16 protein-coding genes and 2 rRNA genes (1 of these 18 cut by a window edge) are annotated in these 14984 nt (G+C 45.2%); 1 reads left to right on the top strand and 17 read right to left on the bottom strand.

Going from position 1 to position 14984, the window contains the following annotated elements; genetic code table 11:
• Nucleotides 1-104: 104 nt before the first annotated feature.
• Together CXL14_RS03150 and metG are read right to left on the bottom strand one after the other, a co-directional pair.
• On the bottom strand, nt 105-872 hold the full coding sequence (locus CXL14_RS03150) for a TatD family hydrolase (RefSeq protein WP_032864028.1): 768 nt from the start codon (nt 870-872) through the stop codon (nt 105-107).
• Between the two features lie 76 nt (nt 873-948).
• Nucleotides 949-2940, bottom strand: coding sequence for a methionine--tRNA ligase (gene metG, locus CXL14_RS03155; RefSeq protein WP_014416719.1), 1992 nt, complete (start codon nt 2938-2940; stop codon nt 949-951).
• Between the two features lie 482 nt (nt 2941-3422).
• Here metG and abrB point away from each other — a divergent pair, with 482 nt between their 5' ends.
• Entirely contained in the window at nt 3423-3713 is a 291-nt protein-coding gene (abrB, locus tag CXL14_RS03160; RefSeq protein WP_169510469.1) for a transition state genes transcriptional regulator AbrB, read from the top strand.
• 48 nt (nt 3714-3761) lie between these two features.
• Here the strand turns inward: abrB and rsmI are convergent, their stop codons facing one another.
• From rsmI to CXL14_RS03235, 15 genes are all read right to left on the bottom strand, one after another.
• Entirely contained in the window at nt 3762-4643 is an 882-nt protein-coding gene (rsmI, locus tag CXL14_RS03165; protein ID WP_014416718.1) for a 16S rRNA (cytidine(1402)-2'-O)-methyltransferase, read from the bottom strand.
• Complete coding sequence (locus CXL14_RS03170; protein WP_007409921.1) at nt 4618-4917, bottom strand: GIY-YIG nuclease family protein; 300 nt, start codon at nt 4915-4917, stop codon at nt 4618-4620. Before CXL14_RS03170 ends, rsmI begins: the two co-directional genes overlap by 26 nt.
• Nucleotides 4904-5647 carry a tRNA1(Val) (adenine(37)-N6)-methyltransferase gene (locus CXL14_RS03175; RefSeq protein ID WP_004264717.1) on the bottom strand — a complete coding sequence of 248 codons (744 nt, stop codon included), beginning with the start codon at nt 5645-5647 and terminating at the stop codon, nt 4904-4906. Before CXL14_RS03175 ends, CXL14_RS03170 begins: the two co-directional genes overlap by 14 nt.
• Before the next feature lie 60 nt (nt 5648-5707).
• Nucleotides 5708-6067 carry a replication initiation-control protein YabA gene (gene yabA / locus CXL14_RS03180; RefSeq protein ID WP_004264720.1) on the bottom strand — a complete coding sequence of 120 codons (360 nt, stop codon included), beginning with the start codon at nt 6065-6067 and terminating at the stop codon, nt 5708-5710.
• A gap of 14 nt (nt 6068-6081) precedes the next feature.
• The gene (gene ricT / locus CXL14_RS03185) at nt 6082-6909 is read right to left on the bottom strand and encodes a competence/sporulation regulator complex protein RicT (protein ID WP_004264723.1); all 828 of its coding nucleotides are present in this window, start codon (nt 6907-6909) and stop codon (nt 6082-6084) included.
• Between the two features lie 2 nt (nt 6910-6911).
• A complete protein-coding gene (gene holB, locus CXL14_RS03190) occupies nt 6912-7901 on the bottom strand; it encodes a DNA polymerase III subunit delta' (protein ID WP_007409919.1) in 990 nt (329 codons plus the stop codon).
• Between the two features lie 11 nt (nt 7902-7912).
• The gene (locus tag CXL14_RS03195) at nt 7913-8353 is read right to left on the bottom strand and encodes a YaaR family protein (RefSeq protein ID WP_004264730.1); all 441 of its coding nucleotides are present in this window, start codon (nt 8351-8353) and stop codon (nt 7913-7915) included.
• A 12-nt stretch (nt 8354-8365) separates the two neighbouring features.
• Entirely contained in the window at nt 8366-8695 is a 330-nt protein-coding gene (darA, locus tag CXL14_RS03200) for a cyclic di-AMP receptor DarA (RefSeq protein WP_004264734.1), read from the bottom strand.
• A gap of 70 nt (nt 8696-8765) precedes the next feature.
• Nucleotides 8766-9404: a dTMP kinase gene (gene tmk, locus CXL14_RS03205; protein ID WP_014416717.1), complete on the bottom strand. Its 639-nt coding sequence runs from the start codon at nt 9402-9404 to the stop codon at nt 8766-8768.
• Nucleotides 9401-10834 carry an aminotransferase class I/II-fold pyridoxal phosphate-dependent enzyme gene (locus tag CXL14_RS03210; RefSeq protein WP_014416716.1) on the bottom strand — a complete coding sequence of 478 codons (1434 nt, stop codon included), beginning with the start codon at nt 10832-10834 and terminating at the stop codon, nt 9401-9403. The genes tmk and CXL14_RS03210 overlap by 4 nt, the downstream gene beginning before the upstream one ends.
• A gap of 77 nt (nt 10835-10911) precedes the next feature.
• Complete coding sequence (locus tag CXL14_RS03215; RefSeq protein WP_014416715.1) at nt 10912-12030, bottom strand: toxic anion resistance protein; 1119 nt, start codon at nt 12028-12030, stop codon at nt 10912-10914.
• A 15-nt stretch (nt 12031-12045) separates the two neighbouring features.
• A complete protein-coding gene (locus tag CXL14_RS03220; protein ID WP_014416714.1) occupies nt 12046-12660 on the bottom strand; it encodes a 5-bromo-4-chloroindolyl phosphate hydrolysis family protein in 615 nt (204 codons plus the stop codon).
• A gap of 149 nt (nt 12661-12809) precedes the next feature.
• Complete coding sequence (locus tag CXL14_RS03225) at nt 12810-13004, bottom strand: sigma factor G inhibitor Gin (protein ID WP_007409914.1); 195 nt, start codon at nt 13002-13004, stop codon at nt 12810-12812.
• A gap of 174 nt (nt 13005-13178) precedes the next feature.
• Nucleotides 13179-13294: ribosomal RNA gene (gene rrf, locus CXL14_RS03230) — 5S ribosomal RNA — on the bottom strand.
• A gap of 50 nt (nt 13295-13344) precedes the next feature.
• A 23S ribosomal RNA gene (locus CXL14_RS03235) occupies nt 13345-14984 on the bottom strand (it continues 1290 nt past the right edge of the window).

Genomic DNA, 14984 nt, shown 5'->3' on the forward strand with positions numbered 1-14984 from the left:
AGACATATCGACAACCTATCTTATGAGGAGAAGGAAGCTTGTAGAACGGTTTTACATATCCACTGAATCGGACAAGCCTTTACACGTTACGACAGCGCATTCTGTCAGTTTATGCGGAAAAGTCTTTTAGCGTTTTCGGTTGTAATTGAGGCAATTTCTTCATATGTCAGCCCTTTTAATGCAGCGAGCTGTTCAGCAACATATTTTACATAGCTTGGCTCATTTCGTTTACCGCGGAAAGGATGCGGTGTCAGGAAAGGACAGTCCGTTTCAATCAGCAAACGGTCATTCGGAATTTCCTTTGCCACTTCTTTTGGTTTCTTCGCATTTTTGAAGGTAACCGGTCCGCCGAATGAAATATAAAAATTCATATCCATACACTGCCGCGCAACCTCCGCGCTCCCCGTAAAGCAGTGCATAATGCCGCCGACTTCTTCCGCCCCCTCTTCTTTCAAAATCGTGACAACATCTTCCGTTGCATCACGATTATGAATGATAATTGGAAGGTTCACTTCTTTGGCGAGAGCGATTTGTTTCCGGAATACTTCTTTCTGAACGCCTTTTGGTGATTTATCCCAGTGGTAATCAAGGCCCATCTCTCCGATTGCCACGACTTTTTCGTGAGAGGACAGTTCCTTAATCCATGATAAATCTTCCTCTGTCATGTCAATTGCATCTACCGGATGCCAGCCGATCGCAGCGTATATAAAGTCATATTCCTCAATCAGCTCCATCGCACGCGTGATAGTGGGCTTGTCGAATCCGACAACGACGATTCGTTCAACTTTTTCAGCCTTTGCACGCGCAATGACTTCCTCTAAGTCTGTGTCAAATTGCTCGGCATTTAAGTGCGCATGTGTATCAAAAAGCATCATAAAAACTCCTTTCTTGTTGAAAAACAAAAGGTGTTCGACGGAATGTTACACGTGAAACACCTTTTGCATCTATTTATTTAATTCGAGTGCCTTTCGGTAATGACTGGTCGACAGCTACTACTTTGAGAACGCCGTCCGATTCTCCTGCCAGTATCATTCCTTGAGAAAGCTCGCCTCTCAGTTTTACCGGTTTTAGATTCGTTACACAAATGATCTTCATTCCCACAAGCTGATCCGGTGTATAATGCTTCGCGATACCTGATACAACTTGGCGCTGTTCAAAGCCCAGATCAATTTGCAATTTCAGCAGCCGATCTGCTTTTTTCACCGGCTCTGCGGACAAGACTTCTGCGACGCGAAGTTCTGTATCCATAAATTGATCAAACGTAATTTCAGGAAGACGCTCTGCCTCTTGCGGCTCTTCCGCCTTTTCTTCTTTAGCAGGAGCAGTTCCTTGCATTTTTTGCTTGATGTAAGCTACTTCTTCTTCAGCTTCAAGACGAGGGAAAAGCGGTTCCCCTTTTTTCACTTTCGTGTTCTTCAATTGGCCGAATGTCTGAATGCTGTCCCATGCTTTAAGAGACTGATCCTCAACTCCTAGCTGGGCAAACATTTTTTCAGGCGTTTGTGTCAAGAAAGGCTGGAGCAATACGGCTGAGATACGTAATGATTCAGCTAAATGATACATGACAGAACGTAATTCTTTTTCTTTTTCCTGATCTTTAGCAAGCACCCACGGAGCAGTTTCATCAATATATTTGTTCGTACGGCTGATTAATTGCCATAGCGTTGATAAAGCGACTGAAAACTCCATGTTTTCCATTGCCTTTTCATAAGCTTTAACCGTTTCACCGGCTACAGAAGAAAGCTCCGAATCAAAATCTGTCACATTTCCTTCATATGAACCAATCTCACTGTCAAAATATTTTTGGATCATTGCGACTGTACGATTCAGAAGGTTTCCTAAGTCGTTCGCCAAGTCATAATTAATCCGTTCTACGAAACCTTCCGGCGTAAAGACACCGTCTGAACCGAACGGTACTTCGCGAAGCAGGTAATAGCGAAGTTCATCCAAGCCGTAGCGTTCAATTAACGTTACCGGATCAACGACATTTCCTTTTGATTTCGACATTTTTCCGTCTTTCATCAATAACCAGCCATGCGCGAATACTTGCTTAGGCAGCGGGAGATCAAGCGCCATCAGCATAATCGGCCAGTAAATGGTATGAAAACGGACAATTTCTTTACCGACAAGATGGACGTCAGCCGGCCAGTACTTTTTGTAAAGCTCATCATTTTCCGTATCGTAACCGAGCGCTGTAATATAGTTGAACAGTGCGTCAATCCATACATACACGACATGCTTCGGATTTCCCGGTACTTTTACGCCCCAGTCGAACGTCGTTCTGGAAACGGCCAAATCTTCAAGCCCCGGTTTAATGAAGTTGTTAATCATTTCATTTTTGCGTGATTCAGGCTGAATGAAAGAAGGATTTTCCTCATAAAACTTCAGCAGGCGGTCTGCGTATTTGCTCATGCGGAAGAAGTATGACTCCTCTTTGATTAATTCGACCGGGTGTCCGCTGTCAGGGCTTTTTCCGCCGACAACCTCACCCTTCTCATTTCGTTCCACATCCACCAGCTGTGTTTCCGTATAGAATGTTTCATCAGGGATGCTGTACCAGCCCTCATACTCATCCAGGTAAATGTCACCATTATCAAGAAGTTTTTGAAACACTTTCTCGATAATTTCTTTGTGCCGGCTTTCCGTCGTCCGGATGAAATCATCGTGAGAAATGTCGAGCTGCTTCCATAGTTTTTGGATTTCAGCAACTGCGCGATCCACATAAGCTTGAGGCGTGATATTCTCTTCCTCCGCTTTCTGCTGGATTTTCTGTCCGTGCTCATCCGTTCCGGTTAAATAGCGTACGTCAAATCCTTTTAATCTTTTGTAACGCGCCATCGCATCGCCGGCCACGGTAGTATAAGCATGGCCGATATGTAATTTTCCGCTCGGATAATATATCGGGGTTGTAATATAAAAAGTATTATTGTCTTGCGGCATGTTGCAACCTCCCATTCAGAATGTCGAAAAGCTCACGCCCAAAGGACGAGAGCGGTTTTATTTGATATACAATATTGATATTTGTCCTCTATCTATGATACCATCTTAGCCTTTAAGATCAAGGATATATACGTACTGCGCGTAAAAGAGTAAATAAAATTAAAAATTTTTATTGAAATTAAAAAAAGTCTTAACATGTCGAAATTTGTCGTATATAATCTACTAATATAAAACATCTTGGTTCGAAAGTCTTGATTTAAAAGGATTTTCAGTAGGATAATAGGTTCGAAAAAGCAGTTAAAAAGCCTGTTATTTCAGGATTTCCAAGGCTTTACTTACTATAAGAACTAATTCTTACAAACAATAGCAAACAAAAAGATTGACGATTATTGGAAACCTTGTTATGCTAGGAATGTAAGGAATTTTGTCGAATAATGACGAAGAAAAATATAAACTACAAATAATTATCTCTCGGGAGGAGACTGTTAATGAAATCTACTGGTATCGTACGTAAAGTTGATGAACTTGGACGCGTAGTTATCCCTATCGAACTTCGCCGTACACTGGGCATCGCAGAAAAAGACGCTCTTGAAATTTATGTTGATGATGAAAAAATCATCCTTAAAAAATATAAACCAAACATGACTTGCCAAGTAACTGGTGAAGTTTCTGATGATAACCTTAAACTTGCCGGCGGCAAATTGGTACTCAGCAAAGAAGGCGCTGAGCAAATCATCTCTGAAATTCAAAACCAGCTTCAAAACCAAAAATAAGCTATTTCATACAAAAACCGTTCTTGTTACGACACAAGAACGGTTTTTTTATGATTGAATGTGATAAGCGTCATAAATCTCGCGTTTCGGCACGTCCCGATCTACCGCTGTTTGTTTTATGGCCTGTTTGGAAGAAGATCCTTCATTTATGTAATGCTCCACATGTTCTTTCTCAGAAAGCTCCGTCCACCAAGGCTTTTCCTCTTCATCCGGTTCAGCGGTTTGATTTCCTTCGACAACGAGACAGAACTCACCGCGGATTTGATCTTCATTTGCCCATTCAATCACCTCGGCGATGGTTCCTCTGATGAATTCCTCGTACTTTTTCGTTAATTCTCTCGTGACGGCGATGGTTCGATTACCCAAAACGTCATGCATTGCTGTTAATGTTTCTTTTAATCTGTGCGGCGCTTCGTAAAATATCATCGTTTCCTGCCGTTTTTTCAGGAGTTCGAGTTCTTTCTTCTTTTCTTTTTTCTGTCTGTTTAAAAATCCGTAGAAGAAAAACGGCTGCGGGGTGATGCCTGATGCGGTCAGCGCGGTTAATGCCGCATTTGCACCCGGAAGCGGAACGACATATCCGCCGATTTGGGTGAAATCTCTCACAATCTCAGCCCCCGGGTCGGAAATTGTCGGCATGCCGGCATCACTGACCAATGCCACATTCTTTCCGCTTTTCAGCCATTCAATGATTTTATGGCCGCTGCTTTCTTTATTATGTTCATGATAGCTGATGAGAGATGTGTCTATGTCATAAACATGGCACAGCTTTTTCGTCTGTCTCGTATCTTCGGCAGCTATGACATCGGCCGATTTCAGCGTCTCTACTGCACGAAAGGTCATGTCCTCCAAATTGCCGATTGGTGTAGGAACAAGGTACAGAGTTCCCATTTCAGATTTTCCGTTAAAACTCATCTGGCGTCTTAACATATACAGCCTCCTTGCTGCGTCGTTTTTCTTCTATATATTGCTCTTTTTTCTTTCGGGTCAGCTGTTTAAAACGGTATTCCGCCTGCATCGCTTCCCGTTTTGTTTCAAATGATTCCGCATGGCATAACGAAACCGGCCTCCGCGCCCTTGTGTACTTCGCGCCCTTTCCCTCATTGTGGGTTTTCAGCCGTTTTTGCAGATCATTTGTATAACCGGCATACAGACTGTTGTCATTGCACAGCAGCACATAAAAGAAATGACTATTTGTCTCCATATAAAATCGTGCGGATCTCTTTCGTATATTCATTTTGTTCATTGTATACGAACAGCGGGGGAAGAATTTTGAGATCAGGGCGGCCGCCTTTAATTCCTTCAACCAAAATGGTATTCGCTTCTTTACCTTGTTTCGGATAAATAAACTGAACCCGTTTCGGTTCTATTCGGTACGCTTTCATTAATTCAAAGATTTCCAAAAGCCTCCCCGGCCGATGAACGAGAGCCGCTTTTCCGCCTTGCTTCAGCAGTTTGCTGCTGACGGAAATCACATCTTCAAGCGTGCAAAGGATTTCGTGCCTTGCGATTCTGAGATGCTCGTTCAGGTTCTGCTCCGCTTCTTTCGGTGTTTTAAAATAAGGCGGATTGCAGGTGACAACATCATATTTATTATGTCCGAGTCTTTCCGGCATATTTTTCAGATCATCATGAATGAGACTGATCTGACCGCCCAGCCCGTTGTATTCCACGCTTCGGAGCGCCATATCATACAAGCGTTCCTGAATTTCAACCCCGGTGATATCGGCTTTTGACCTTGTGCTGAGCAAAAGCGGCACAATGCCGTTCCCCGTGCATAAATCAACGATGTTCCCCTTTTGAATCGGAACGTATGCAAACTTAGACAGCAGCACGGCATCTAATGAAAAAGCGAAAACCGTCGGACTCTGTACTATTTTCATATCCTCTGCTAATAAGTAATCCAATCTTTCATCATCACGTAATGAAACCATAATCTTATTCCTTTCGGCACTCTTTGAAAAAGGCTTCCGACATCAGCGGAAGCCTTTTCCTTATTTTTTATTTAAGAAGGACAGACAAAAAAGGCAATCTCCCTTGCGGACGCTCCCATAATGGACGTTGCAAATATGAAAGCCTTCTTGATACAGCCGGGCCAGATTGTCGTACCCTTCTCCTATATCACTCTGCTCTGCCTTCTGTGTTTTTGTTTCTTTCTGATCGGCTTTGAATTTCTCAATTTGCTCTGTCGTGTCATCAAGCCGCTTACGCAAATGCTTATTTTCAAGCTGAAGATGGTGATTCTCTTCAATCATTTCGCCGATATGCTGCTTTAAGTCACCCAGCTGACGATACAGCGAACCGATTTGTTCCTCCAGGTTTATGACAGTATCAAATAACTCTTTTTTATCCAAGGTTCCACACCTCGTTAATCTGTGGTTTGTGCGGATACGACGCCCTCTTCCAAGAGCTCTTCCCAAGTATATTCTATCACTTTTTCACGATTCTTCAGTTCCACCTGAAGCACCCGTTCCAGAATATTAAGACCGACAACCTTTGCGGGGCCGTTTGCCGTCGTAATCATTTCGCCTAAATCCGGCAGCTGTTCTTTTGCCGTCTCATACTCATCATTTTCGTACTTCAAACAGCACATCAAACGGCCGCACAGACCGGAAATCTTCGTTGGGTTCAACGATAAATTTTGATCCTTCGCCATTTTGATGGACACCGGTTCAAAATCACCGAGGAACGTGGAGCAGCAAAGCATTCTCCCGCATGGTCCGATACCGCCGAGCATTTTCGCCTCGTCCCTCACCCCGATTTGGCGCAATTCGATTCTCGTTTTAAAGATAGAAGCCAAGTCTTTGACCAATTCCCTGAAATCAACCCGTCCGTCTGCTGTAAAGTAAAAAATGACTTTATTGCGGTCAAATGTAAACTCAACATCAACCAGCTTCATATCTAAGCCGTGGTCAGCCACTTTTTTCTGACAGACTTCAAAAGCGGACAGGGCCTCCTGTTTGTTTTCTTCTACAATGAGAAGATCGCGTTCATCAGCAACGCGTATGACCTTTCGAAGCGGAAGCACAACATCATGCTCGTCCACTTGTTTATTTGCGATGACAACCTGCCCGTATTCGACACCTCTTACGGTTTCAACAATGACGCAGCTGTCTTGTTCTATATCAAATCCGTTCGGATCAAAATAATAAATTTTTCCCGCTTTTTTAAAGCGGACGCCTATTACGTTGTACAAGCTTATCCCTCCTGCAACGTTAACACCAAGTGCTCCATTAATCCCTGCACATTCACATTGGAATGAAGCCGTTTTTTTGCTTCTAAAACAGCGAGAATTTGGTTCGTAACGCTTTGTTGTGTAAATTGCAGCGCATGCTGTTTTATTGATTGGAATAAGTCTTGATAAATCAGTTTATCTTCATTTCCAATTTGGATGGATAATACATCACGGTATATCAATAAGAGCATATCAAGACCCATTTCTTGATGGGTTTTTTCTTTGAAAAAGGGCACCCACTGATCCTGAATGAAGAAAAAGGCATGTCCTTTCCGCTGATGTAAGACTTCATACAATTTTATCACTTTCGCTCTGGACTCTGCAAACTCATCATTTCGACTTAATTCGACTGCTTCCGCAATATTATTTGTCATATTTGCTAAGAGCCGGGCCATGTGAGGGCTCACTTCCTGTTCAATCAGTCTTTCTTCTATGGCTTTCGGCTGAAGCGGCTGGAACGGAAGAACCTGACATCTCGAAACGATGGTATCCAGTATTCGGTGGAGCTGCTCAGTAATAAGAATTGCGATGGTGTCTTGACTCGGCTCCTCTAAAAATTTCAGCAGACTGTTTGCCGCATTTGTCGTCATTTGATCCGCATGGGATATAATGTACAGCTTTTTATGCGATTCCAGTCCTGTTTTGGAAAACTCTTCCTGAAGCGATTGGATCTGAGCCTTTTTAATGGATAATCCGTCGGGCTGAACCACATGCAGGTCGGGATGGTTTCCGGATTCGATACGCTTACAGTTCCGGCATTCCCCGCAAGGCTCAGTCCCGTCTTCAAGGCAAAAAAAGCTTTTTGCGAGAAGCAGTGCGGCATCCAATTTGCCCGTACCTTTTTTGCCTTCAAACAGATATGCGTGAGAAAGCCTTTTCTTTTCAATGCTGTTATGCAAAAGCCTCATCACTCTGGGCTGCTGCCCGGTCATTTCCTTCCATGATATTGCCATTGTATCACTCTCTATGTGTAAAGGTTAATCAATAAACCTTTTATTTCTCCGATTCGATCCAGCAAATCAATTGCCGGTTTTTCCTGATCTAACATTTCTTCCGTCAGCTGAAGCAGTTTTTCATCTATTTCTTTCACAAGCCCCAGAGTCCGGCTGCTGCCGTACAAGTCAAAGCTTTTCTCCGTCTCATGCGATAATCCGCTGTCTACGGCCTCTTTTACAAAGCGTTTTACCAATCCTTTGAATTTCGCTAAGTCTTTAAAGTTTCTCGACTTCGTCAGCCTTTTCCCGAACGTTTCTATATCCGTTAAGAACCTGCTCAGCTGATCAAATTTCAGCTTGCTGCTTTGGCTGTCCATTGAACTTTTAAACGTTCCGGAAAGCTCTGCCGCTTTATAAGCAGGCTGCTGCTTTTTCTCAATAAATGTACGTAAGTCAGAATTTATTTTCACGTCGTCAAATCCTTAAAATTGATGAAATTCATCGACCGGGAGGACAAAGACCGTCGCTCCGCCGACTTCCACTTCGACGGGATATGGAACGTAGGAATCCGCATTCCCGCCCATCGGGGATACCGGGGCAATCATCTGATCACGTTTACAGCCATTCTCTTTAATGAGGCTGAGCGCTTTATCGACACGGATATCTTCCACCCCGATCATAAACGTCGTATTGCCTGATTTAAGGAATCCGCCTGTTGTCGCAAGTTTCGTCACCCTGAAGTTGTGGTCGGTTAATACTTTCAAAAGCCTGTTGCTGTCCTGATCCTGCACCACTGCCACTATTAGTTTCATTCTCTAGGCCCCCTTTAGGTTGGAAAGAACATTGTCGTTACATTCATTATAGCAACTTATGAGAAACAGGTCACAACTGAATTTTTTTCAATGCTTCATTTATCACTTGAAGTGCGTCCTGAATGACGAGTTCCTTCTTTTTCGATGCGTCGATTGTCTGGAATCTTTCCGGAAAACGCTGCATTACCTTTTGGTATCCTTCCCGTACTTTCGTGTGAAAGTGCAGGGCCTCAAGATCGAGACGATTCTTTTCTCTTGAATCATTCGACGTAATCCGTTTCAACCCTTCTTCCGGCTCAATAGAAAAATAGATGGTGACATCAGGCATCGTATCGCCGATTGCAAACTGGTTGATAGAAAGAACTTCATCAATCCCGAGCCCTCTCGCATAGCCTTGATAAGCCAGCGAACTGTCGATGAAACGATCGCACAGCACAATGCGCCCTTCTTTCAATGCAGGCTGCACCTTTTCGGCTAAATGCTGTCTTCTCGCCGCAGCGTAAAGCAGTGCCTCCGTTTTTGCATCCATCAGTGTATTGTTTTTATTTAAGATCACTTCTCTGATCTGTTCCGCAATGTCGATGCCGCCCGGTTCTCTTGTCGCTGTCACCGGAAGCCCCTCTGCCGACAGAATCTCTTTCATTTCCTGAAGCACAGTCGTTTTCCCTGCACCTTCAGGACCTTCAAATGTTATAAATAAACCGCTCATGATTTCTCCTCTTCTATATAGACAAGTAATTGTTCCCCGTTTAACAAGCCTTGAATATGCGCGTCCATGCCGATTAAACGGGAAAGCTTTTGTACGATCTCTTCTGTTATCCGTTCTCCGTCCATGATCAGCGGAATTCCCGGCGGATAAGGAATAATGTTCCCCGCATGCAAGCGCCCGGCCGCCTTATTTATATCTGCAGGCTCTTTTGTAAACTTCCGCATCTCATTTTGCGGATATTCAAGTGTCGAAATGGACGGAAATGTCCAATTCACGGCATCCGGCAATTTATCAGGCGGTGTTTTCTCCAGTTTCTGCTGTATGTTTCTTACGGTTTCCTGTTCTATCATTCGCCGGCCGCCTATCGGCAGTACGAGCAATACTTGGTACTCGTCAGCCAGCTCGGCAACAATGTCTTCACTCTCCAAAATACGTTGTAATGAATAGCCGGAATGTCCGAGCTTTGACCGAAGAATTAATTTTAACGGGTCCGCCCGCAGCCCATATCCGGAAGGCTCGATTATTTCAATAGAAGAAATTGATGCGAACCTTCGTTTGATTTTCTCAATGTGCTCCATATGAACGGGAAGTGTCCCTTTTTCAGCAATATCCTGCACATAAGCGCGCGCCGTATCTAAAGATGCCATAATCGGGTATGACGGGCTGCTGCTTTGCAGACTGCTTATATAATAAGTTAATCGGTCTCTGTCAATTCTGGTGCTGTTCAAATGAAAGTAAGACCCCATCGTCATAGCCGGAAGCGTTTTATGAGCCGATTGAACAACGGCGTCCGCCCCCATAGCCAATGATGAAGGCGGGAAAGGCTGGCCTAACACAAAGTGAGCCCCATGAGCCTCATCCACCAGTACAGGAACGCCGTATGAATGGGCTTTTTTAACTGCCGCAGTCAAATCGGCGGCGTGTCCGAAGTAAGTCGGATTGGTCAGAACAAGTCCTTTCGCGTTCGGATATGACGCCAGCGCTTTTTCGATGACTGAAAGGGATACATGTGCCGGCACATGCATGTTTTCATCGATTTCCGGCAACAAATAAACCGGCTTGGCTCCGGCCAATGCCGCCGCATGGAAAACAGACTTGTGACAATTACGCTGGATCAGAATGGGTTCACCCGGTTCACAAACAGCTAAAATCATCGCCAGATTGCCGGCGGTCGTTCCATTGACGAGAAAGAAACTTTCCTGAGAGCCGTAAAATCTGCTCACCAAATCCTGCGCTTCCTTAATGACCCCCGTCGGGTGGTGCAAGTCATCAAGACCCGTGATCTCAGTCATATCAATAGATAAAAGAGATTGATATACAGATTTGGCTTCATCAAAAAAGACATCTCCATTGTGATGTCCCGGAACATGAAAAGAATACGTATTTCGGTGCGCATGCTTCATCAGCGCTGTATATAAAGGTGTGTCCATTTTTAAACAAATCCTTTGCCTGTCTTTCTTATTATATCGTGACTGCGAGCCAACTTAAAGCTAAGACTTTTTGCCATCTAGCCGTTATCCCGGCCGGCCCCCATATCAAGCAGCTTCTTTTTTAAATCGCCTTCCATGATAACAAGCTCCTCCTCGGCACGCCTGCGTTTCATCCTGCCTTCTTCTTGAATAGACATGATTTCTTCAAGTGTGCTGACTAAGCTTTCCTGCACTTTTTTGAGGGTTTCTGCCTCAACAAGTCCGCGCTCATTGGCTTTGGCGGTCTCGACTGTACTTGTTTTCAGAAGTTCGGCGTTTTTCAGCAGCAATTGATTTGTCGTATCCGCCGCCTTCTGCTGCACATCTGCCGCACTCCGCTGCCTCATAAGCGTCAGCGCGATGGCGACTTGATTCTTCCATAAAGGAATAGCCGTAACAATGGAGGACTGAATTTTCTCTGCCAGTGCCTGATTCGTGTTTTGAATCAGACGGATTTGCGGCGCACTCTGGAGCGTAATCTGCCTGCTCAGCAGCAGATCATGCACCCTCTTATCCAGACGGTCGGCAAACTGGCGAAGATCATTCACCTCCTGCGCGGCCATTTGATTGTGTTCTTGTAATTCGGCTTTTCTTGCCGCTTCGGGTATCAGCTTTGTTTTCAGCTCATCTAATTTTAATTCCCCCGCTGCTATATACATAGTTAAATCAGAAAAGTATTGTTTATTTTGGGCGTACAGCTGATCTAACAATTTATTATCACTCAACAGCACATTTTTAGAATGTTCCAGCCTTCTGCTGATACGGTCAATCTGCACACTTGTCTTTTGATATTTCGAAAGCACTTCCTGCACAGAACCGGATACCCTTTTAAACAGCCGGGCGAAAAACCCTTTGTTCTTCATCTGCAGATCATCAGGGTTTACCTGGTCAAGCTTCAGCATCAGATCAGCCAGTATCTGTCCCATCTCTCCTGCATCTTTTCTTTGCACGTGCTCTATCATCGTGTGGGAAAATTCCAGAAGATTCGCCTGCGCCTGTGAACCAAACAGAACAATGCTTTGCATGTTCCCAGGGTCCAGTTTTTCAGCGAGCTGAAGTGCCGCTTCTCTTTTTTCTTCCGGCAGGGTATCTGCAAGCTTTAGATGAGTCTGGTCATTTTGGGCGCCCATGCTGTCGTCGGAACGGTCTTTGGCCATTTCCTTCTTCCTTTCTTATTTTCTCAGTGAATGCTTTGCCATATCTAATTCAAAGTGCAGGTCGTCGATGTCCTCCTTCATCAGTTCATGAAGATCCTCTTCCAGCCTTCTGGAAAGCTCTGCTAGAGTCATCCTCGTCTCACTCAAGGACATTGATAAATCTTTATTTTTTCGCGGCTGTGAGGAGAGCAGAGCATACTTTTCCGTCAGTTCCACAACAGAATCAAGCGTTTGATAATAGAAACGCTCTGCCTGATAAAAACGCTTCGGCTCCTGCTTTGTGAGCAGATATATTCGTCGGGTTATCCGCAGTATCTCTGCATTCTGCTTCAGCATTTGTATACTTTTAGAGCGAAAAAGCGCCCTGCGTAATCGGATGATTTTACCCTTTGCTTCCTCAAGATTTTCCTTGATATAAGCATATTCTTTTCTTGTCAGCCGGTGTTTTTTTAAAAAGAGACGCTTCGCATTCCACAGACCGGCCGCACTGACTGCGGCTCCGCTGGCTGCCCCGTATAAAAGCGAATACAGAAAAGGCTGATGCCCTATCGTAAAGAAGGTTATCCCCGCTAATACAAAAACTGTGCTGCCGCAAAGCGTCCATTTCATATATTGAATAAACGGTTTCATACTTGATCGACTCCTATTTATTCACTTTTATCAGTATTATCTATTACATTCCATGTCTAAACAAGTTCCTCTTCTTATCGTATCAGTTCTTTTATAAAAAGTGTAAAAACTCCTCTGATTTCAGGCAAAAAAAAAGACCCTTTTCAGGGTTAAGAATATAACGTCGGTGTATGAAGGCTTTTCAGTTTACGAACGAAAAATTCATAATTCGGATCAGAGGTCGGAGTGGAAACTACTTTCTTCTCACACTCTAAACATATAAATTTCGTATAAATATGGATTCCCCTGCTTTTTTTGGTTTCACACACAATACATGTTTCTTCATGGCTGGACGTTTCATTCATTTTGCCCACCTCCGTATGAATAGCCTTCCCTTAAGCTGTTGATTGTATACACAATTTGGACCTTTTTGAAGTTTACAATTAGTATATGGGCGTTTCCGTATTTCGGTGTTTGTTTTGTTTTTATTCAAAAACAAAAAAGGCAGCTCATGATGAGCTGCCTTTACCGTAATAATAGCTTGGCGGCGTCCTACTCTCACAGGAGGAAACCCCCGACTACCATCGGCGCTGAAGAGCTTAACTTCCGTGTTCGGCATGGGAACGGGTGTGACCTCTTCGCTATCGCCACCAAACCATTGAGAGTGTTCTCTCAAAACTAGATAACAGTAAGCATACATTCAAATTGGTTAAGTCCTCGATCGATTAGTATCTGTCAGCTCCATGTGTCGCCACACTTCCACCTCAGACCTATCAACCTGATCATCTTTCAGGGATCTTACTTCCTTGCGGAATGGGAAATCTCATCTTGAGGGGGGCTTCATGCTTAGATGCTTTCAGCACTTATCCCGTCCGCACATAGCTACCCAGCGATGCCCTTGGCAGAACAACTGGTACACCAGCGGTGCGTCCATCCCGGTCCTCTCGTACTAAGGACAGCTCCTCTCAAATTTCCTGCGCCCGCGACGGATAGGGACCGAACTGTCTCACGACGTTCTGAACCCAGCTCGCGTACCGCTTTAATGGGCGAACAGCCCAACCCTTGGGACCGACTACAGCCCCAGGATGCGATGAGCCGACATCGAGGTGCCAAACCTCCCCGTCGATGTGGACTCTTGGGGGAGATAAGCCTGTTATCCCCGGGGTAGCTTTTATCCGTTGAGCGATGGCCCTTCCATGCGGAACCACCGGATCACTAAGCCCGACTTTCGTCCCTGCTCGACTTGTAGGTCTCGCAGTCAAGCTCCCTTGTGCCTTTACACTCTGCGAATGATTTCCAACCATTCTGAGGGAACCTTTGGGCGCCTCCGTTACCTTTTAGGAGGCGACCGCCCCAGTCAAACTGCCCACCTGACACTGTCTCCCCGCCCGATAAGGGCGGCGGGTTAGAAGGTCAATACAGCCAGGGTAGTATCCCACCGATGCCTCCACCGAAGCTGGCGCTCCGGTTTCCAAGGCTCCTACCTATCCTGTACAAGCTGTACCAACATTCAATATCAGGCTGCAGTAAAGCTCCACGGGGTCTTTCCGTCCTGTCGCGGGTAACCTGCATCTTCACAGGTACTATAATTTCACCGAGTCTCTCGTTGAGACAGTGCCCAGATCGTTGCGCCTTTCGTGCGGGTCGGAACTTACCCGACAAGGAATTTCGCTACCTTAGGACCGTTATAGTTACGGCCGCCGTTTACTGGGGCTTCAATTCGCACCTTCGCTTACGCTAAGCGCTCCTCTTAACCTTCCAGCACCGGGCAGGCGTCAGCCCCTATACTTCGCCTTACGGCTTCGCAGAGACCTGTGTTTTTGCTAAACAGTCGCCTGGGCCTATTCACTGCGGCTCTCTCGGGCTTGCACCCTAACAGAGCACCCCTTCTCCCGAAGTTACGGGGTCATTTTGCCGAGTTCCTTAACGAGAGTTCTCTCGATCACCTTAGGATTCTCTCCTCGCCTACCTGTGTCGGTTTGCGGTACGGGCACCTCTCACCTCGCTAGAGGCTTTTCTTGGCAGTGTGGAATCAGGAACTTCGCTACTATAATTCGCTCGCCATCACAGCTCAGCCTTCACGGGAAACGGATTTGCCTATTTCCCAGCCTAACTGCTTGGACGCGGATATCCAATACCGCGCTTACCCTATCCTCCTGCGTCCCCCCATTGCTCAAATGGTGAGGAGGTGGTACAGGAATATCAACCTGTTATCCATCGCCTACGCCTTTCGGCCTCGGCTTAGGTCCCGACTAACCCTGAGCGGACGAGCCTTCCTCAGGAAACCTTAGGCATTCGGTGGAGGGGATTCTCACCCCTCTTTCGCTACTCATACCGGCATTCTC

This window comes from Bacillus sp. SJ-10 (assembly GCF_002843505.1).
In the GTDB taxonomy this organism is placed as follows: Bacteria; Bacillota; Bacilli; order Bacillales; family Bacillaceae; genus Bacillus; species Bacillus velezensis.